Source organism: Desulfuromonas sp. (assembly GCF_002868845.1).
GTDB lineage: Bacteria > Desulfobacterota > Desulfuromonadia > Desulfuromonadales > BM501 > BM501.
Genome location: NZ_PKUB01000054.1, coordinates 1 through 19,520, shown reverse-complemented (window position 1 = coordinate 19,520; position 19,520 = coordinate 1). Strand labels below are relative to the sequence as shown.

General features: G+C 60.8%; 16 protein-coding genes and 1 pseudogene. 6 read left to right on the top strand and 11 right to left on the bottom strand.

The window, feature by feature from the left end; all coding sequences use genetic code 11:
- Positions 1–934 (bottom strand): FAD-binding oxidoreductase (locus C0617_RS16475; protein WP_291318126.1); only part of this gene is annotated, 934 nt, incomplete at its 3' end.
- 469 nt (positions 935–1,403) lie between these two features.
- Here C0617_RS16475 and C0617_RS16470 point away from each other — a divergent pair.
- The 5 genes from C0617_RS16470 to C0617_RS16450 all read left to right on the top strand — a co-directional run bounded on the left by C0617_RS16470 (position 1,404) and on the right by C0617_RS16450 (position 6,841).
- The gene (locus tag C0617_RS16470; RefSeq protein ID WP_291318125.1) at positions 1,404–1,826 is read left to right on the top strand and encodes a hypothetical protein; all 423 of its coding nucleotides are present in this window, start codon (positions 1,404–1,406) and stop codon (positions 1,824–1,826) included.
- A 126-nt stretch (positions 1,827–1,952) separates the two neighbouring features.
- Positions 1,953–3,053 (top strand): diguanylate cyclase, encoded by a 1,101-nt coding sequence (locus tag C0617_RS16465; protein WP_291318124.1) that lies wholly within the window; start codon positions 1,953–1,955, stop codon positions 3,051–3,053.
- Between the two features lie 30 nt (positions 3,054–3,083).
- Positions 3,084–4,208 carry a DUF3524 domain-containing protein gene (locus tag C0617_RS16460; RefSeq protein ID WP_291318123.1) on the top strand — a complete coding sequence of 375 codons (1,125 nt, stop codon included), beginning with the start codon at positions 3,084–3,086 and terminating at the stop codon, positions 4,206–4,208.
- Positions 4,209–4,239: 31 nt separating this feature from the next.
- Complete coding sequence (locus C0617_RS16455) at positions 4,240–5,202, top strand: site-2 protease family protein (RefSeq protein WP_291318122.1); 963 nt, start codon at positions 4,240–4,242, stop codon at positions 5,200–5,202.
- A gap of 34 nt (positions 5,203–5,236) precedes the next feature.
- Complete coding sequence (locus C0617_RS16450; RefSeq protein WP_291318121.1) at positions 5,237–6,841, top strand: radical SAM protein; 1,605 nt, start codon at positions 5,237–5,239, stop codon at positions 6,839–6,841.
- A 164-nt stretch (positions 6,842–7,005) separates the two neighbouring features.
- Here C0617_RS16450 and ftnA read toward each other — a convergent pair whose 3' ends face one another.
- On the bottom strand, positions 7,006–7,503 hold the full coding sequence (gene ftnA, locus C0617_RS16445; RefSeq protein WP_291318120.1) for a non-heme ferritin: 498 nt from the start codon (positions 7,501–7,503) through the stop codon (positions 7,006–7,008).
- Positions 7,504–8,109: 606 nt separating this feature from the next.
- Positions 8,110–10,380, bottom strand: a complete 2,271-nt coding sequence (locus tag C0617_RS16440; protein WP_291318119.1) for an OmcA/MtrC family decaheme c-type cytochrome — start codon at positions 10,378–10,380, stop codon at positions 8,110–8,112.
- 894 nt (positions 10,381–11,274) lie between these two features.
- Between C0617_RS16440 and C0617_RS16435 the strand changes: the two genes are divergently transcribed.
- Entirely contained in the window at positions 11,275–13,497 is a 2,223-nt protein-coding gene (locus tag C0617_RS16435) for a MopE-related protein (RefSeq protein ID WP_291318118.1), read from the top strand.
- Between the two features lie 171 nt (positions 13,498–13,668).
- On the opposite strand, the gene C0617_RS16430 is transcribed toward C0617_RS16435, so the two are convergent.
- The 8 genes and pseudogenes from C0617_RS16430 to C0617_RS16395 form a co-directional block, all read right to left on the bottom strand.
- Positions 13,669–14,172, bottom strand: coding sequence for a MogA/MoaB family molybdenum cofactor biosynthesis protein (locus tag C0617_RS16430; protein ID WP_291318117.1), 504 nt, complete (start codon positions 14,170–14,172; stop codon positions 13,669–13,671).
- Positions 14,169–14,651, bottom strand: a complete 483-nt coding sequence (gene moaC / locus C0617_RS16425) for a cyclic pyranopterin monophosphate synthase MoaC (RefSeq protein WP_291318116.1) — start codon at positions 14,649–14,651, stop codon at positions 14,169–14,171. Before moaC ends, C0617_RS16430 begins: the two co-directional genes overlap by 4 nt.
- A 9-nt stretch (positions 14,652–14,660) precedes the next feature.
- Positions 14,661–14,843 carry a twin-arginine translocase TatA/TatE family subunit gene (locus C0617_RS16420; protein ID WP_291318115.1) on the bottom strand — a complete coding sequence of 61 codons (183 nt, stop codon included), beginning with the start codon at positions 14,841–14,843 and terminating at the stop codon, positions 14,661–14,663.
- 40 nt (positions 14,844–14,883) lie between these two features.
- Entirely contained in the window at positions 14,884–15,324 is a 441-nt protein-coding gene (locus tag C0617_RS16415) for an MOSC domain-containing protein (RefSeq protein ID WP_291318127.1), read from the bottom strand.
- A gap of 653 nt (positions 15,325–15,977) precedes the next feature.
- Positions 15,978–16,955, bottom strand: coding sequence for a GTP 3',8-cyclase MoaA (moaA, locus tag C0617_RS16410; protein ID WP_291318114.1), 978 nt, complete (start codon positions 16,953–16,955; stop codon positions 15,978–15,980).
- 8 nt (positions 16,956–16,963) lie between these two features.
- Positions 16,964–17,497 (bottom strand): annotated as a pseudogene (mobB, locus tag C0617_RS16405) (molybdopterin-guanine dinucleotide biosynthesis protein B).
- A 14-nt stretch (positions 17,498–17,511) separates the two neighbouring features.
- On the bottom strand, positions 17,512–18,729 hold the full coding sequence (gene glp, locus C0617_RS16400; protein WP_291318112.1) for a gephyrin-like molybdotransferase Glp: 1,218 nt from the start codon (positions 18,727–18,729) through the stop codon (positions 17,512–17,514).
- The gene (locus C0617_RS16395) at positions 18,696–19,406 is read right to left on the bottom strand and encodes an ABC transporter ATP-binding protein (protein ID WP_291318111.1); all 711 of its coding nucleotides are present in this window, start codon (positions 19,404–19,406) and stop codon (positions 18,696–18,698) included. The genes glp and C0617_RS16395 overlap by 34 nt, the downstream gene beginning before the upstream one ends.
- Positions 19,407–19,520: the final 114 nt, after the last annotated feature.

The following is a 19,520-nucleotide window of genomic DNA, read 5'->3' as shown; positions in this document are numbered from 1 at the left end:
CGAAGGCCTGCTGCCAGGCAGTGTAGGGCTGGACCCCCAGGTGCTCTCCGTAGGGGCGGCCGAAGGCACGGACCGGGTCGAGCCGCTTGCGGGCCTCCTCGGCATCCCCCATGCCGAACAGGGCCAGGGCGACGATGCCCTTGCCGTGGACCTCCTCGGGGAGGAAGGGCAGGGGGGGCGCCTTGCGCAACACGGCCCAGACGCTCAACTCGTCGGGCAGGGTCTTGACGAATTCGCGGTATTTGGTCAGGACCTCTCTGGCCTGCTCGAAAGGATAGACGACGAGTCCGCTGAAAATCTCGGGGCCGACCGGGTGCAGACGGAACTCGAACAGGGTGACGACTCCGAAGTTCCCGCCGCCGCCGCGAATCGCCCAGAATAGCTCAGGGTCCTGATCGGCGCTCACCCGCCTGCGGCGTCCGTCCGCGGTGACGATCTCGGCGGCTACCAGGTTGTCGACCGACATGCCGTATTTGCGGGTCAGCCACCCGAAACCGCCGCCCAGGGTGAGACCGCCGACCCCGGTCGTCGAATTAATGCCCAGCGGGGTCGCCAGGGCGAAGGCCTGGGCCTCGTGATCGAAATCCCCCAGGGTCGCTCCAGGCTCCACGGTGGCGGTTCGGGCCACCGGGTCGACCCTGACCGATTTCATCGGGGAGAGGTCGATCATCAGGCCCCCGCTGCAGACGGCGTTGCCGGCGATGTTGTGCCCCCCGCCCCGCATCGCGACCACCAGTCCGGCCTTTTGGGCGTACGCGACCGCTTCCATGACGTCGGCGCACCCGGTGCACCGGGCGATGACGGCGGGCTTCCGGTCGATCATGGCGTTCCAGATCGTCCGGGCCTCGTCGTATCCCGTGTCTCCCGGAAGGAGGACCTCCCCTCTGAATTTCGATTGAAATTCCTGGAGTGTCTTGTCGGCTGGGCTTGTCATGGTTCCATCCCTTTCCTGAGAGGTAAAGTGGAAGGGCAACGTAGTCGAGGGAAAGCTTGGTCACCTTCGAAACATCTCCCTGGGCCTCATGGTGAACACCTCTGACACTAGCCAAAGTATAGCTTTTTTTGCCTCGTTGTTCATGCTCCCGGCCGGGAAATTCCCTACCGGTCCTGTCGCACTGTTCCAGGAGTCGAAGGGGTGAAGACGGGAGGAATAATCCTCTAATCTTTGTCCCGTGTCCTTCAAAGTCGATATGTCATCCAGGGATCTTTCTTTAATGAGCCCATTTGGTTGACATGGAGCAATTGCCGCTGGTAATAATGACCTCCATGCGCCAACCTGATAGGAGGGATGACTGTTAAGATCGGGCGGCGTCGATCCGATAAGTTTTGTATGGGCACTCAACTGCCGAACACAGGTGCAGAAGTCTTGCCGGCGGCATGGGGACAGGGGAGGCAGGTTGACCATGAGTCACACGGTCGCGTATTCGGAGAAGGAAGGCATCATCCGCGTCTGTTTTCAAGGCGTCGTGAGTGCCGAGGATGTCGGAAGGGCGACCCTCGAGGCGATGGAGCTTGGGGCGCAGCACCTGTGCCGCCGGTTTTTGACCGACTACCGACAGGCGGAGTTCAGGGCGAGTCTGGCTGATGTTTTTGGCTTGGCCGGAAGGCCCCAGGATTTCAAGGTCAATCTCGGTGACCGGTTCGCGATCATTGTCTCAGAGGACACTGATACACATCAATTCTTTCGCACTGTCCTCTACAACCGTATGTCTCTGGCCCTTCGCTACTTCGTGGACCCCGCCGAGGCGCTTTCGTGGCTTCTTGAAGAGGAGAGGGCGGATGCCGTTGCACCTTCCGGGACTTCTTACTCCGGGGCCCCCGGGTAAAGGGACGGTTGACCTCGCTCCCTCCCGGGTGGCGGCATATTTCTTTCTGTTTTTCGGTCGTTTATGATATAAAAGATCCAATTCAAATCTTTCCCCGCAGAAATCCCCATTCTCAAGGCTGTAAGCATGGACGACGCCCCCGAATCCCTGCAGAAGCGCATTCAGGAACTCGAAGCGGAAAACGAAGAGCTTCGCCTGGCCTGCGAAGACGCCCAGGACTCCCTGGTCGGGCTCGAACAGGCCTATGGCGAGTCCAATGCGAAAATCCTGCGGGCGGAGATGTCCAGCATGGAGCTTGAGCAGGTGGTCCAGGCCTGCACCGATCCCCTCTGGGTCATCCGGGAAGACCACATCGTGGTCAGGGCCAACCGGGCCATGCTCGCCTTTCTCGGCAAGCCGCTGGAGGAGGTTGTCGGCAAGGAGTGTTTCGAGCTCCTCGATTACAGCCACTGCAAGACCGACACCTGTCCCCTCGCCATGACCACCAAGCGTTCTTCGAGCAGGGACCTGGACATCCAGATCAGCGGCGATGACGACGGGGAGGTCGAACACTATATCCTGACCAGCGCCCCCCTGGTGACTCTCGACGGCTCGCCCGGAATCGTGGTGCAGTTAAAGAATATCTCCAGCCGCAAGAAGGCCGAAAACGAGCTGGCCGAGGCAAATGCCGAACTTCAGCGCATGGCCCGGCTCGACGGACTGACCCAGATACCCAACCGCCGCGCCTTCGACGAAAAGCTGAAGCAGGAGTGGGACCGCCTCGCTCGCGAGCAGCTCCCCTTCTCCCTGCTGCTCGGCGACATCGACTTCTTCAAGAAGTTCAACGATACCTACGGGCACCAGGGCGGGGACGACTGCTTGAAACTGGTCGCCCGGGCCCTGTCGTCGTCGGTTCTGAGGCCGGCGGACATGGCTGCCCGTTACGGAGGGGAGGAGTTCGCCCTGCTTCTTCCGGGAGTCGGAATCGAAGGCGCGCTGGAGGTTGCCGACCGCGCGCTCGAGGCCGTGGCCTCCCTGCAGGTCGAGCACAAAGCCTCGACGGTCAGCCCTTTCGTATCGGTCAGCCTGGGGGCGGCCTCCCTGCTCCCCTCGAAGGACCAGGATGCGGCGGACCTTGTGGCCCTGGCCGACGAGGCCCTTTACAACGCCAAGGAGCAGGGCCGCAACCGGGTCGTCGCGGCGCCTTCCTCCTCATCCGCGGCCTCCTGCGAAGAGGGTGCGGCCTGACCATCCTGCGGCCTGCCTTCGAAATATCCCATGAAAATCACCCTCCTTGAACCGTTTTACGCCGGCTCCCATGCCGTCTGGGTCGACGAGTTCGTCCGCTGCAGCAGGCACGACATCGAGGTGCTGAAGCTGGGCGGCCGGCACTGGAAGTGGCGCATGCACGGCGCCGCCGTGACCCTGGCGCGGCGCTACTTGGCCGGAACCTTCGAGCCCGACCTCCTTCTGGCCACCGACATGCTCGATCTGACGGTCTTCCTGGCCCTGACCCGGCAGAAGACCGCCCGGCTGCCGGTGGCGATCTATTTCCACGAAAACCAGTTGACCTACCCTTGGTCGCCGGACGATCGCGACCCGGCCCAGCAGCGCGACGCCCACTACGGATTCATCAATTACGCCAGCGCCCTGGCCGCCGATGCCGTCCTGTTCAACTCCCGCTATCACCTCGAGTCCTTCCTGGGGGAGTTGCCGCGCTTTTTGCGCTCCTTCCCGGACCACAACGAGCTGAACACCCTGCCGGCCATCGCCGAAAAGTGCTCGGTTCTGCCCGTGGGGATGGACCTGAAGCGCCTCGACGCCTTTCGTCCGCCCTCGAGACCTGAGCATGACCGTTCGCCGCTGATCCTGTGGAACCACCGCTGGGAATACGACAAGAACCCGGAGGAGTTCTTCGAGGCCCTTTACCGGCTTCAGGACGAGGGGCTATGCTTCGATGTCGCGATTCTGGGGGAGTCGTTCGGGGGGAGCTCGCCGCACTTCGCCGAGGCCCGGCAGCGGCTCGGAAAGAGAGTCGTGCACTTCGGCTACGCCGAGGATTTCGCCGACTACGCCGCCTGGCTGTGGCGGGCCGACCTGCTGCCGGTCCATTCGCTGCACGATTTCTTCGGTGTCAGCGTGGTGCAGGCGATGCACTGCAACTGCGTCCCTCTGCTCCCGAATCGCCTCGCCTATCCGGAGCACGTGCCGGAGGACGAGCGGGAGCGTTTTTTCTACACCGATTTCGAGGACCTGGTGCGACGCATGAGGAACCTGCTGAAAAACCCCGATCCGGGGCCGGGACCGGAGCCGCACTCCTTCGTTGCCCGCTACGACTGGGAGCACATGGCCCCCCGCTACGACGCCCTGCTGGAGGAGCTCGTCCTTGAACAAAAAAGGTGAATTCTACACCCATCGACAACTAGGAATGACCATGCGAGAAACCCGACAGGAAAGCGGCGCCGATGCCCCGACCGTCATCGAAGCTGATAGCGTGGAGACCGACTTCCACAGTGACCAGGCCACGTTCGACCGGGCCGGCGATAATCTATCTTTTGAAGCGCCCGCCGCCAGCGGAGAGGGCTGGTCCCCGGCCCGAAAAGGGCTTCTGCGGCGGCTCGGCCCCCTCGGCCTGCTGTTGCTCTTTCTGTTCGGCAAGTTGAAATACGTGTGGCTGATTCTGAAGGTCGGCAAGTTCAAGACCTTCATCACCATGCTGATCAGCATCTGGGCCTATGCCATGTTCTGGGGCTGGCCCTTTGCCGCCGGATTCGTCGGATTGATCTTCGTTCACGAGATGGGGCACGTCGCGGCCCTGCGAATGATGGGGGTAAAGGCCACCGCTCCGATGTTCATTCCCTTTCTCGGCGCGGTGATCGGCATGAAACAGCTGCCCGACAACGCCTTCGCCGAAGCCATCACCGCCTACGGGGGGCCGCTGCTGGGGACCCTGGGGGCGATCGGCTGCGCCGGGGCGGGCATCGCGACGGGCAACCCCTTCTGGTACGCCCTGGCATCGTCGGGCTTTTTGCTCAACCTCTTCAACCTGCTGCCCCTGTCGCCCCTGGACGGCGGGCGGATCATCGGCGTCATCAGCCCCCGGCTCTGGATCCTCGGCCTCGTCGGGGCAGTCGGCCTCTTCTACCTGACCTGGTCGCCGATCATCGCCCTGGTGATCATCGTCGGGAGCTTCCAGATCTATTCCGCCTCGAAAAAGCCCGCAGCCGAAAAGAGGCGCTACTATGCTGTCGAGCCGTGGAAAAGGATCGCCATGGGCGCCGCTTTCCTGGCCCTGCTGGCGGTCACCTCCTTCGGCATGCTGGCGGTGCAGGTCCCCCTGGACGACTTTCAGCAGGGGGGAGGCCTTTCGGCGGGAAGAAACCATCCCGAGTCCTAGGCCCGAGCGGAAGAATTCGGACGAGTCACGACCATTGGACATCCTGCTGATTCAGCCGCCGGCGCTCAAGCCGGCCGAACCGCCCCTCGGTCTCGCGGTCCTGCTCGCCCACCTCCGGGCGCAGGGCCTTCGGGCCGAGGCCCTCGACGCCAATCTCGGCGCCACCCTCTACCTGCTCGATCCGGACCGGCTTGCCGCCCTGGCCGGTCCCGAGCCCGACACCTCCACCCGGCGCGCATTGCGTCACCTGCCCGGTTCCCTGGCACTGCTGCGCTCTCCCCGGGGCGGCGCCTCATTCGCCCGCTACGAGACGGCGGTCCGTTACCTGAACCGGCTCCTCGCCCTCTGGGGCGGGCCGGGCGGCGGCGAGCGCCTGACCCTCGGCGACTATCAGCACGACACCCTCTCCCCCTTCGACCCCGGGGACCTGGAGCGCCTCGGCAGGGGCGAGGCCCGGACCCTCTTTTCGGACTACTTCCGGGACGAGGTCCTGCCCCGGGTGGAGGCCTCCCGTCCGAAGATCGTGGCGCTGTCGGTCAACTACCTTCACCAGGCGCTCCCCGCCTTCGAACTGGCCGGGATGCTCAGGCGCGTTCTTCCCGAGGCGACCTTGGTCGCCGGCGGGGGCCTGGTGACCTCGTGGCAGGAGCCCCTGCGTCGCCTCGACCTTCGCCTGGAGCCTTTCGACCGGATCGTATTCGGTCCGGGGGAGTCCCCCCTCGGCGCCCTGGCCTCCGGGCACGCTGGAGAAGACTACTTTCTCGAGGATTCGGCCAGCATCGGCTTTGCCCCCGACTTCAGCTTCGCCGTTCTCGGAGACTACCTGTCCCCCGAGCCGGTCCTTCCCCTGAGCGCCTCGCGGGGCTGCTACTGGAAGCGGTGCCTCTTCTGCCCCGAGGCCGCCGCCCCGGTCCACCCCTACGCCGCCACCCGGCCCGAAGACTTTCCAGACCTGCTGTTGTTACTCGCCGCAGAGCACGGTGTTCGCCACTTTCACCTCACCGACAACGCGGTTCCGGTCAACGTCCTGCGGGGGATGGCCGCACGGAGCGAAGAGCTGCGCGGGCTCTCGTGGCACGGTTTCGTCCGCTTCGAGGACGCCTTCGAAGACCCCGGGTTCTTCGGGCGACTGGCGGAAAGCGGCTGCCGGATGCTGCAACTGGGGCTGGAGAGCGGCTCGCAGACGGTTCTCGATCGCCTCGGCAAGGGAATCCGCCTGGAGGCGGCGGCGAGGATCCTTACCAACCTGCGCGAGGCCGGGATCGCCGCCTATGTCTACATCATGCTCGGCACCCCGGGGGAGAGAGAGGCTGATGCCGAACGGACCCTTGCCTTTCTCGAAGAACACGCCGACCGGATCGGTTTTCTCAACCTCTCGATCATGAATCTGCCCCGCTCCTCGGGGCTGCTCGACAACCCCGAACTCTACGGCATCTCCGACTGGGCGGAGATCGACGAGGCGAATCCGCTCAGGCTTTACCGGGAGTTTAGCTCCGTCGACGGCTGGGACCGGGCGGCGGCCCGGCGCTTTCTCGACAGGCGCCTGCTCGGCTCGCCCGTGGTGCGGGCGATCGTCAATCGCACCCCGCCGCTCTTTACCTCCAATCACGCTTTTTTCTTCGGGGGAGGGGCGGTCTGAAGGTGGAGTCAGTTCTGTGAGGGACGGCTCCAGGACAGAGTTCCCGCCTGGTTTAAAACGGACGGTGGCGAGGGGGGGCAAAAATAGGGCGGCTATCAGGCCGCCCATAAAATAGTTGCGTCGTGCTGTTTCCGCCTCCCAATCCGGCGCAACGGATATGGGAGTTACTTCTTGCGCAGCAGTTCACCGACGGCGCGGTCGATGAAATAGACACCGCTGCCTTCCTCTCCGATGTTTTCGATCTTTTCGAGGATCATGTGGAACAGGTGCTCCTCCTCATGCTGTTCGGAGACGTACCACTGAAGGAAGTTCACCGTGGAGTGGTCGTTTTCCTTGATGGCGCTGTCCATAAGGGCGTTGATCTTGCTGGTAATGAACTTCTCGTGCTCGTACACGTTTTCGAACAGTTTGCTCACCGAAACGGCTTCGGTGGGAGGGGCTTTGATCTCCCCGATGACCGGCAGGGCGCCGGTTTCGTAGACATATTTGAACAGGCGGTACATGTGCTCCAGTTCCTCCCTCGCCTGGGCGCGCAGGAACGCACCGCATCCACCCAATCCTTTGACCTCGGCCAGGGCGCTCATCTGGAGGTAGAGGTTGGATGAGTAGAGTTCCAGGGCTATCTGTTCATTCAACTGGTCGACTATTGTTTTGCTCAGCATGGTTATTCCCCCTTTCGGGCCAGGGCGCTCCCTGTGAATAGGGTTTCTTTCCCCTATTATACCCCCGTTGGACGGGGGTGTGAGAAGGCCGAAGCCCATTTCCCCTTCGGAAGCAGGCCCTGGTTTTCCCCTCTTCTCCCGACGCGGCATTTGCGAAGCAAATAACCCGGATTATTCGCGTCCTCGCACCTAAAAGTGAAGGCCCGGCCAACATATGTTGACCGGGCCTTTTTCTTCAGGTGCGGGGGGGGGGAATGTCCCGCCATTTGCTGTGCGCCACACCACCGGTTGGAGGCGGTAGGGGAGGATGGCGAGGAGCCGATCCCTGACGCTTATGGATGGATGAAGAGCGCCGCGGCCGAAAGGGCCGCGGCGCTCTTTTTCGTTGTGGGGGGCTACGGATTTGTGTCGAGGGGGCTCAGGATGGTTAGGGCCCGGCCGGTTGAGGACCTGGGTGTAGATCAAGGTGCCCGGACTGCGCCGGGCCGAAAGTGAGGAGTTAAGTTTGGATGCCCCCGGAATTACGCAGGAATCCTGGCAGTAAGGACAAAAAGGCCGGCCCCCGCAGGGGCCGGCCACGAGATGACTATCTGCTGCGAGCTGAAGCTATTCGAGTCCGTGAACCACGTTCACGTCCGCAGACTTGCCCGGACCGTGACAGACGGCACAGGACTCGGCGGGATCCAGCTCCTGCCGCTGCGTGAACTCGCCGACATCCGGGTTGGCGACACTGATGAATCCGCCGTTCTGGGACATGTGGATGGCCGCCAGTTCGCTGTCGTGGCAGTAGTAACAGGTCGAAGCCGTGATCGAATTGACCCAGTCAGAATCGTTCGGAACGGTGTCTCGGGCTGCGTCGACAATGTTGAAGTCGGTGTCGAGGCCATCCGCCGCGGTGGTGGTCCGCACCGTGGTCGGTAACAGGTCGCCGGCCAGCGGCAGCTCATAGGTCCCCTCCAGGTGACAGACGAGGCAGTTTCTGGTCCCCTCCTCGGCCGGGAAGGTCACATGGGCCCAGTCGTAGTAGATGCCGTCGTTGCGCCCGCGAACGAACTCGTAATCGGTCGAACGCTGGGCCGAAGCGTGGATGCCGTGGATCATGTCTTTGAGGTTGTTGGTGTCCTCCGGCCAGTCCGTGGTCGGCAGGCCAAGCTGCTCGAACGCATCCGATGGACGATTTTCCGCGTCCACAGGATCGACGGCTCGACCACTACTCGTTAGGTTGGGAACGTGGCACATGGCGCAGATCGCGATGTCGTAGTTGCGGTTGCCGCCGTGCCCTTCGAAGAACTCATGGCAGGCCGCGCATTTCTCGTTGTCGACAACCACCCGGCGGGGGGTATCACCATCCAGCGGAATGACTACCGAAGTCGTATGCAGGGCATACTCGTACGTTCCGTCCTCGTCGACATCCTGGCGGAAATAGCCCTGCAGGCCGACGGCGCGCAACGTCGCGCCCGCCGGGATCGGGTCGGCGAACACCGCCGTACAGATGCCGTCGCTGCAGGTGACTTCCCCGGCATCGACCAGGTCGCCGATGTCCGCGGAAAGCGGCTGGCCGCCGCTTTCGCCGAGGTTGTTGTAGTCGGCCGGCTCGTCGATGCCGCTCTGCGGCAGGGCGTAGGCCAGCCGGAATCCCGGCCAGCGACCGGGCAGGGCGAGATCCGACGGCAGGCTGTTCATGTCCAGCGGTTCGCCGTCCGAGGAGATGCGGAAGTCGACCGTCAGCTGGCCGTTTGCCGCCGCGGCGCCGAGGAGCTCATATGCGATCGCCCGCTGGTCGTCCGGGATGCTCGGGTTGTTCGGGGTCACGTTGTTGGTCTGGTGGTATCCCTCGATGGCATCGGACGGGTGGCAGCCGGCACAGCCGCTGTTGTCCGACTGCGGACCGCCGGTATGGGTCCCGTCCTCGAATTGGGTGTGGCAGCCGCCGCAGCCCGCCAGGTTCGGCATGTTCTTCCAGTTGAAGCCTTCGGGAGTGGCTGCGTCGTCGCCGTTGTGGCACTTGCGGCAATTGCGGACATCCTGCGGATAGGTGGCCTCCGACTCGAAACCGCCGTCAAGCACGTCGAAGGCCCCGGCCCTGTGAAGCCGGTGGATCATGAAAGACATGTTACCCTCGGCCACACCGCTTTCGGTGAGCGCCAGGTCGGGGTTGTGGCAGTTGACGCAGTACTCGACGATGAACCGGCGGCCATGGAAGAGCAGGCCCTCATGGCACTCGTTGCAGGACTCGATCACGGCAATGTTCCGGGTATTGGTCACAGGACTGCCGTCGGGAATGAAATCGAGGAAGAGGTTCTGCGGCTTGAGTGCGGAACTGCTGCTGCCGATCTGCCCGGCGACGCGGTGGGTCAGGCTCGGCTCATAAGGAACGCCGCTGACGTTCGCAACATCGGTGTTGAAGGTAAAGACATAGGTCCCGTCTCCGTTATCCACCAGCGTACCGGTGTCGTAATCGGGACGGGTCGAGCCGTCGTTGGTGACATCGCGGGTATAGGCCACCCAGCTGTCCGGATCCCCGTTGGTCCCCGGTACCAGCTTGGCGATGGTGAAACGGACAAAGCGATCCGACGCCTGCCAGAGGGCGCCGATACCGGTGATCGGTAGCCCGTCGCTGGTCTTCACGGCAAACTCGACCACCGGCGGGCTGGCGATCGACACCGCAGTGATCTCGGATTCAACCTCGAACGTCTCCAGAATGAAATCGGGAACGGTCGAGGCATCGATCAGAGCGGAACCGGGCAGGCCGTCCTTGCCGTCGACCCCGTCAGCCCCGGGCGTTCCGGGAGCGCCGTCATTGCCGTCATCCCCCTCGCAGCCGGGCAACACAAGAACCATTGCCAACAGGCAAACCACTATAAGTAACCAGCGCAAGCAAGACACCTCTTTCCTCATCTCCGACTCCTTTCTCAATTTTGGCCATCAAAAGAAAGAGACAGCCCCCTGATTTACGGTCGCATATTGCCTTGCACAGCAAGAGCACATCCAAAACAAGGCTTTCAGCGGCTCTGCGTGCATCCGACCACCGGAGGCTGCAGAGAGCGACCAAACTTTATGCCCAGGCGGCTTTGCCGCAGAAGTTGATCCGGGCCGGGTCTGTTTTCACCATAAAATGTCAGGTCAAGCGGATTGCCCTCGCGTCGCCAAACAGGAACGCTCCCTGCGGAAGGCAACAAGAAACAGTCACATAGAACCCTGCATTTTCAAACGGTAGCAGACAGGCGGCAAATTACAACAGAGGGTGGAGGCCGGGGGGCTTGCCGTGCCACATTTTTCTGCCGCCCCTGAGTTCGGGGGACATCTTACTCATTGGCTGTTGAAATAAAAAAGGGGACAGAACGACGACGGCGGGCGGTGCTGGCCGCCGATTTTAGGCGCCTGCGGCGCCGAGGACGTCGATTGCATGATCGAGGGGAAGATCGTGCGCCACACCACCGGGTGGGGGCGGTTGGGGAGGGTCGACGGCCGAGCCATTTCTCGTGGGGAAGGATAAAGAGCGCCGAGGCCGGTAAGGGTTGAGGCGTTCTTTTCCGTTCTTGGTGGGCTACGGATTCACTTTTTCCTTCCGGGGTTTTTCTTGACAGGGAGATCTGATGTGGGTTAGTGATGTCTAACGGTCCGATACGGGTCGTGCAATCGGCGAGTGGGACGATAGATGGCGTCGTTGGCGGCACCCCGCGCAGAGCAAGTTCCTATCACTGTCTTCACTTAATTTTTCCGATATGAAAGTTCGTGAGCCTCAGTATCACATGACAAAGGGGGAACAAAGTGAAATGTAATCAGAAAAGTATTAATCTCTGGCGGCAAATCATATTATGCGCAGTAATGATTATTTCAGTTCATCAGTTTGGTATGAAAGAGTCTCATGGAGCAGTCTTCTATGTTCCGGACGATCATACTACCATTCAAGGTGCTATTGTCGCTGCTTCTGCTGATGATGAAATTGTTGTTCGCGCCGGGACTTACCTTGAAAATATCAATTATCAGGGCAAGGCCATTACCCTTCGCAGTGAAAACGGCCCTGAAGCGACAATCATCGATGGTGGGGGCTCAGGGTCCGTAGTAACCTTTGACTCAGGGGAAGGGGAGGATTCTGTTCTGGAAGGATTCACCATAACCAATGGTTATTGGTCTGTAGGGGGTGGAATTCGTTGTATTGACTCGGCATCCACCATTTCAAATTGTATCATATCAAATAACACCGCCTCATCAGGAGGCGGCATGTATTTTTCTGGATACCTTCCGACCAATGCAAACATCAAAGATAGTATGATTACCGGGAATACCTCTTCTATTAGGGGTGGTGGAATTCATATGAACGGACGATCAGACAATCCTTTAAAAATGATAAAAATAAGCAACTCACATATTTCTGACAACGTGGCTGAAGTAAGTAACGGTGGGGGAATATACTGTTATAAGTCATGGCCTGAAATAGTAAACAGTGTGATTGATGGCAACAGTGCAAATACTTCTGGCGGGGGCATTTTTTTTAATTGGACGAATAAGGCTTTTTTGAAACAAAGTGTTGTTTCAAACAACTCAAGTTTAACTGATGGCGGAGGGATATGCACTTATAACGCCTCTCCGACCATTACCAACAGTATTGTTGCCAGTAATACTGCAACACTGGATGGGGGTGGAGCTTTTTCATATGTCTTGCAGGGTGAAAGTTATGATGTTTTTATCACTAATTCGACATTCACTGAGAATCATGCCTCAGGTGCCGGTGGAGCGCTTTATGATTCCAGCCAATCGATGACTGTAATCAACAGTATCCTGTGGGGTGATACCGACAGTTGCGGGTCTAAAGAAATAAAAGGCAATGGTACCGATGTTGTGTATTCAAATGTTCAAGGAGGAGCAACCGGAGAAGGAAATATCAGCCTAGATCCTCTTTTCAAGGGGGACGGGAGTTACCGCTTGTCAACTAACTCTCCCTGTATTGATGTCGTAACCTCTGATACGGTAACCTATCCGACGCTCCCTGTTGATGATATTGACGGGGATCTGCGTCCACTGGCGGATGGGTATGATATGGGAGCAGACGAATATAGTTGTTCAGACCCAGAACAAAATTATCCATCATCCGTTATTTCATCACCGGTTAATGACTCGACTATAGTTGGACCTGACTACGCAATTATCGGAACAGCATCTGATGTTGGCTGCAATAGTGGAATAGATTTCATCGAGGTTTCAACTGATGGTGGAACTGAATGGGAGATTGCCCAAGGCACGTCCGCCTGGAGTTTTCAATGGACTATCCCCCAAGGTGGTGTTTATGTAGTAATGTCTAGGGCAACTGATATCGATGGTAATGTCGAAATTGTCGGTGATGGTAAAATTGTAACAGTCGATTATGATGGAGATGGAAGTGTACTTCCTGAAGATTGTGATGACACAGATTCACTGATACATCCGCAGGGAATCGAAATATGTGACAACAAAGATAACAATTGCGATGGCGAGATTGATGAGGGTCCTGCAGCAGATACATCATGTGATAATGGGTTGTTCTGTGATGGTGTTGAATATTGTGGTGAAAATGGATCCTGTCAATCGAGTTTCGAGGTATGTGCCGATGATGGGAATCCGTGTACCGACGATTGTGATGAGGTAAATGATATGTGCTCATATACCTGTAATGCCAACAGTTTTAGTGATTCGTGCTGTGAGGATGCTCTGTGTTCTTCAGGGCCGGTCTGTACATCTAATGAAGTTTACGTATATGGCGGGAATTCAATCCAAACCGCTTTTAATGATGCTGTATCCGGTACAGTTCTCAAAATCGAAGCTGGGGAGTTTTATGAAAATCTGTTTTTGCAGGGTATTGACAAGAGCGTGACTCTCAGTGGTGGTTGGGATTATGATTTTTTAGATAATAGTTTAGGAATAACAACCGTGCGGGATGGTTCTTCCGGGACTGTGCCGACTTTAGTGATCAGCGGAGGGGCATCGGTAAAGATAGATAAAATTAAACTCCGGTAACTGAGTGCTGTGCCCCTTATACCCCTAAATCGGGGGACGTTATGGCGAGTTTAAGGTTGAACCACAGTGTTTCATCTCTATTTTGATCAGCTTGCCACAAAAACCGCGAGGAGGCCGGGGACGGCCCTCACTCCTCACCGCCTGCAAAACCCGCATCCGGAATTCGCGGCATCACCCTGTCGGGTGCCGGAAGGGTACGCAATCGCTCTGATCGCCCCTGATTTTGGCCACCGCATGGGGAACGGCCTCCCAGACCGCCTCCAGGTTTTCCACCGCCCCGCCGGGGCTGCCCGGCAGGTTGATGATCAGAGACCCTTTCCTGATCCCGGCCAGGGCCCGGGACAGGGTCGCCATGGGGGTTTTCTCCAGGCTCTTCCGCCTCATCAGTTCGCCGAAACCGGGGATGACCCGCTCGACCACCTGCAGGGTCGCCTCGGGAGTTACGTCCCGGGGCGAGACCCCGGTCCCCCCGGTGGTCAGGATGATTTCGGCATCCTCGGTATCGGCCCAGACCCGGAGCCGGTCGGCAATTCGCTCTTCCTCGTCGGGGACGACCTCCACCTTCTGCACTCTCACCCCCCGCTCCTCCAGCCACTCGGCCAGGGCCGGTCCGCTGGCGTCCAGCCGCTCCCCGCGGGATCCCTTGTCGCTGACGGTCAGAATATATCCTTTCATCTGTTATCCCCCCGGCGGTAAACGCCGCTCTTCCCGCCTTCCTTGTAGAGCAGGGAGACCTCGCCGATGGAGATGCCCTTGTCGGCTCCCTTGCACATGTCGTAGACCGTCAGGGCGGCCACCGAAGCGGCGACCATGGCCTCCATCTCCACTCCGGTCCGCTCATAGGCCTTGACCCGGCTCTCCACCCGCACCGTCCCGGTGGCCGGGTCCGGTTCGAAGTTTATGGTGATCCCGTGAAGGGCCAGGGGATGGGACAGGGGGATCAGGTCCGGGGTTTTCTTGGCCGCACCGATGCCCGCCAGTCGGGCAACCCCCAGAACGTCCCCTTTGCTGACCGTGGCTTCAAGGATCGCGGCGAGGGTTTGCGGCTGCATCCGGACCGTGGCTTCGGCGATCGCGATCCGCAGGGACTTCTTCTTGGCGCTGACATCGACCATGACGGCCTGGCCCTGCGCGTCGAAATGATTGAAAGACATGGTTCCTCCCTAGGCCTTGTCGCCGTCTTCCAGGCTTTTGACCTCCGCAATCCCTTCTTCCTTGACACCTTCCTTGAAGTTCCGGAGACCTTTGCCGAGCGCCCCTCCTACCTGGGGAAGCTTTCCGGCGCCAAAAACAACGAGCACCAGGGCAAGAATGATGAGCATTTCCTGGGTTCCCAATCCGAACATGAGCCTTCTCCTTTTATGGGGCAGATACAGTTTTCGCCGTTTAGGCGACCAGAGGTATTGATATCGGATCCCCGGCTTTGACCGAGCCGCCCTCGACAACGCGGGCGAAAATCCCTTCTTTCGGCATGACGCAATCGCCGGCCTGGTAATAGATGGCGCACCTGCTGTGGCATTCCTTGCCGATGCGGCTGACCTCGAGAAGCGCTTCACCAAGTCGCAACCGGGTTCCCACCGGCAGCGACGTCAGGGCAATGCCCCTGGTGACGATATTTTCGCCGAAGGCCCCCGCCCCGAGGGCGAGCCCTTTTTCTCGCATTTTGTCCACGCTCTCCCCGGCCAGCAGGCTGACTTGACGGTCCCCGCCGCCGGCATGGGCATCGCCGACGATCCCGTGATCTTCTCGAAGGACGATCGATTGGACCGGGGTCTTCTGGATCCCCTTCTTGTCGCTGGTACATACGGCCACGATGCTCTCCGTCATCTGNTCTGTTTCCCTTTCATGATTCAGGTTCTTTCGCGACTTTCGGGCTTTTCAACCGTTATCGTGAAAGGCGGCCTCACGCCCGCTCTCTGCGCTCGCTCATGGTCGCAAAGCTCGCTAAGGAAATCCTGGTTCAAAAGCTTCTTTTTGGGTTAAAAGCTTTCCCCCCCGTTCGCCGCCGCCGGAGCGGAGTGGATGAATCCGGGAAAACGCGGGCGAATGTTCGAAGCCGAAGGCAAGTTTTCGCCCGCGCCGGATTCATCTGCGCAGCGGAGGGGACCCGCTGTCGCCTTCGGCGATGGCGGGCAAGGGGTCCGGGGCGTCCTGGGGTCCAGGGGGTTGGGCGGTCAACCCCCTGGTCGCCTGCGGGGGCGAGTCCCCGCGACTTGCCTGATCGAACCCCAGAACCTTTAACAAACCTGCCTCACGCTCGTTCGCTTTGCTCACTCAAGACGCAAAGGCGCAAAGGAAATTCTGGAAACCGTCCTCACGCCCCCTCGCTGCGCTCGGTCATGGTCGCAAAGGTTGCTAAGGAGAACTTGGTTTAAAAGCCTCTTCTTGGGTTAAAAGACCTTCCCCCCGTTCGTCCACTCGGTTTCCGCACTAATTGAAGATTGCGGGAGCCTCCCCGGAATTCCCGGATGATCCATAATTCAGCCGCCGACCGAAGCCATCACGAACGCGTCGCGGTCTTTCTCTGCATCGAGCAGCGGGTGGCTTTCGGGTTTGTTGCCCACAAGATTGCCCAGGGATTTCCCCAGAAGGGCCGTATCCCCTGCCTGGAGAATCGGCTTCAGGTCCAGTTCCTCCTTGGAGAAAAGGCACCCCTGGACCTTGCCCGTCGCCGTCACCCGGATGCGGTTGCAATCGCCGCAAAAATGTTGGGACACGGCGGTAATGACCCCGATTTTCCCGGTGGCCCCGGTGATCCGGAAATCCCTGGAGGGTCCGGCCAGCCGGGCAGGTGCGACTTTTTCGAATGCAAAGCGTCGGGCGATCCTTTCCAGGATCTCCTCCCCCGGGACAAAGAGGGACTGCCATTTTTTGTCGTTCAAGGTCGGCATATATTCGATAAACCGCACGGTGAAGGGTTTGTTCAGGGTCAATGCGGCCAGTTCTTCAATCTCCCCGTCGTTAATCCCCCGCATGACCACGGTGTTCAATTTGATCGGGAAACCGGCCTTTTCCGCCGCCGTCACTCCCGCCAATACGCGCTGCAGGCTTCCGCGACGGGTAATGCGGGTGAAATTGACCGGGTGCAGGGAGTCGAGGCTGATATTCAGGCGCTGCACTCCGGCGATCCGCAAATCCTCCGCCATCTCCTTCAGCAGCACCCCGTTGGTGGTGACCGCCAGTTCACTGAGGCCGGGGATCTTTGATAGCCTGGCAAGAAATTCGACGATGCCTCTTCGCACCAGGGGTTCGCCCCCGGTCACCCGGATTTTCTCTATTCCGAGGGAGACGGCCGCCTGCGCCACCCGGTACAGATCTTCGTAACTGAGAATCTCCCCGTGGCTGACCTTGGGGACCCCATCGGCGGGCATGCAGTAACGACAGCGCAGGTTGCACAGGTCCGTGACGGACAGGCGCAGGTAGCCGATTTTCCTGTGATAAGAATCAAATAGTTGCATGAAAACCCCTATTGTCGGGCACGGACCTGTCGCGGCATCTTCGACAGAAATGTTTTCACGATGAAGTCAGCCACCTGACCGGGATCGTTGAGGTCAAGAACCGGTACATCGATAGGCAAAGGCTCATCGCTGGCGACCGCCACGAGGCTGGAATCGTATTTCTCTCCCCGGCAGAGCATCGTTTAACGGCGATCCTGCCGATGCACTTCTACCTTGGGCAGGTCGTTCTGTTTAAAGCCCTCCACCAGTACGATATCCATGTCGGTGAAATGGGCCTCGATAAGCTCCTTCAGGGGCGGTTCGACCCGGTGTTTCCGGATCAGGGCCAACTTGTCTTTGGAGGTGATCAGCACGGTATCGGCACCGGCCGCCGCCATCCGGAAACTGTCTTTTCCGGGATGGTCGATATCGAAGTGGTGGGCGCCGTGCTTGACGGTCCCAACTTTGTATTCGCGCCTTTTCAGCTCGGCGACGACCTTCTCCAAAAGGGTGGTCTTGCCGGTCCCCGACTTGGCGACGAACGAGACGGCCGGTGTGGTCATGTTTTTCCCCTTTCTCACGAGGCGAGCAGCGCGGCGGCCGGGCCGAGCAGGTGGACGTCGACCGCTTCGCCGGCGGCGAAGTCGTCGCGCTCGGCCGGCAGGACGGCGATGGCGTTGGCGCGCAGCATGGTGCCCAGGATGCCGGTGTTCTGGTCGCCGCTGCTGACCATGCGCAGCCCGTCCGGACCCGAGGAGACCGCCACCCGCATGAACTGCACGCGCCCCGGCTTTTTGCGGGTCGCCTCGGCGAGGGCGACCTTGATCAGCGGCTTGAGTACGGCGCGGTGGCCCATCATCTGAAGCAGCGCCGGGCGCACGAACTCCTCAAAAGTGATCATGGTCGAGACCGGGTTGCCCGGCAGGGCGAAGACCGGCACCGCCTCGCGGCTGGCGAAAGCGGTCGGGCGCCCCGGCTTGATGTCGACCTTCCAGAAGTGCTGCTTCACCCCGAGCTCGTCGAGCACCTCGCGCACCAGGTCGCGGTCGCCGGCGCTCACTCCCGCCGAGGTGATCAGGGCGTCGTACTGCAGACCCTCGCTCAGTTTCTCGAGGAGGCTGTCGCGGTTGTCGCGGGCGATGCCGAGCATCACCGGCTCGCCGCCGAGCTCCTTGACCGACGCGGCGAGCGACCAGGAGTTGCTGTTGACGACCGTCCGCTCGTCGAGCGGTTCGCCGACCTCGACCAGTTCGTCGCCGGTGGAGAGGATCGCTACTTTGGCGCGGCGCACCACCTCGACGCTCTGGCAGCCGAAGGAGGCGAGCAGGCTGATCTCGGGGGGGCGCAGGGTGGCGCCCGCCGCAAGAACCCGGCTGCCGAGGGCGATATCCTCGCCGCGATAGCGGATGTGGTCGCCCTTGTTCACGGGGCCATATAGAGTCACGAGCTCCTCGCCGGAGTCGGTCTCCTCGAAGGGGACGATCGCGTCGCACCCCGGGGGAGTGGGGGCGCCGGTCATGATCTTCACCGCGCCGCCGACCGGCACCGCCGGTTCGGGACGCCCGCCGGCCGGGATGGTGCCGCAGACCGTGAGGCGCACGCCCGGCCGGCAGTCTTCGCTGCGCACCGCGTAGCCGTCCATCGCCGAGTTGTCGAAGCGCGGCAGCTCGAGCGGCGCGTCGAGCGGCGCGGCGAGGGCGCGACCGAGGGACTCGAGCAGCGGAACCGTCTCGCTCGGCAGCGGCTCGATGTGATCGAGGATCAGGCTTCGTGCATCTTCAAACGAGGTCGGCATTGCTGTTTCTCCAAGGATGTTGATTGGTTTGCCAGGCGCCACTCGTGCAGGTGGATGGTGGGCGCTTCGAGGCGTTCGGCCAGCTTCGGATCGTGAGTGGTGAGAATAATGGTCTGGCCGCGGCGCTGCAGGCTGCCGAGCAGCGATTCGAAGGAGCCGGCCTGCTGCGGGTCGAGCCCGGCGAACGGTTCGTCGAGCAGCAGCACGCGCGGCTGCAGGGCCAGAGCCCGGGCGAGTGCGACGCGTCGCGTTTCGCCCCCCGAGAGCGCGCCTGCCGGGCGCTGCGCGAAGCCGGCGAGGCCGACGCTCTGCAGTGCCCACGAGCAGCGGTGCAGCTGCTCACTGCGGCAGAGGCCGCGCAGCCTGAGCCCGTAGGTGAGGTTGTCTGCGACGCTGCCGCGCAGCAGCAGCGGTTGCTGATGCACCAGGGTGATGCTGCGGCGCAGCTCGCGGCGTGCCCGGCCTCTCGGGGGGACCGGCCGGCCGTCGACCCACACCCGGCCGCTGCTCGGTGTCTGGAGAAGGGCGAGCAGCTGCAGCAGGGTGCTCTTGCCGGCGCCGTTGGCGCCGGTCACGCAGAGCAGCGCCTCGGCGGGAATCTCGAGGGCGCCGATGGCCAGCGCTGTGCGGCTGCCGTAGCGGAAGGTCAGGTTTTCAAGTCGGTAGAGGGGGATCATCGTCATCTCTGTTGCGCGGCGTGGATGACCGCGTTGATCAGCAGCGCCACCGAAAGGAGCACCATCCCGAGGGCCAGGGCGAAGGCGAACTCCCCCTTGCTGGTCTCCAGGGCG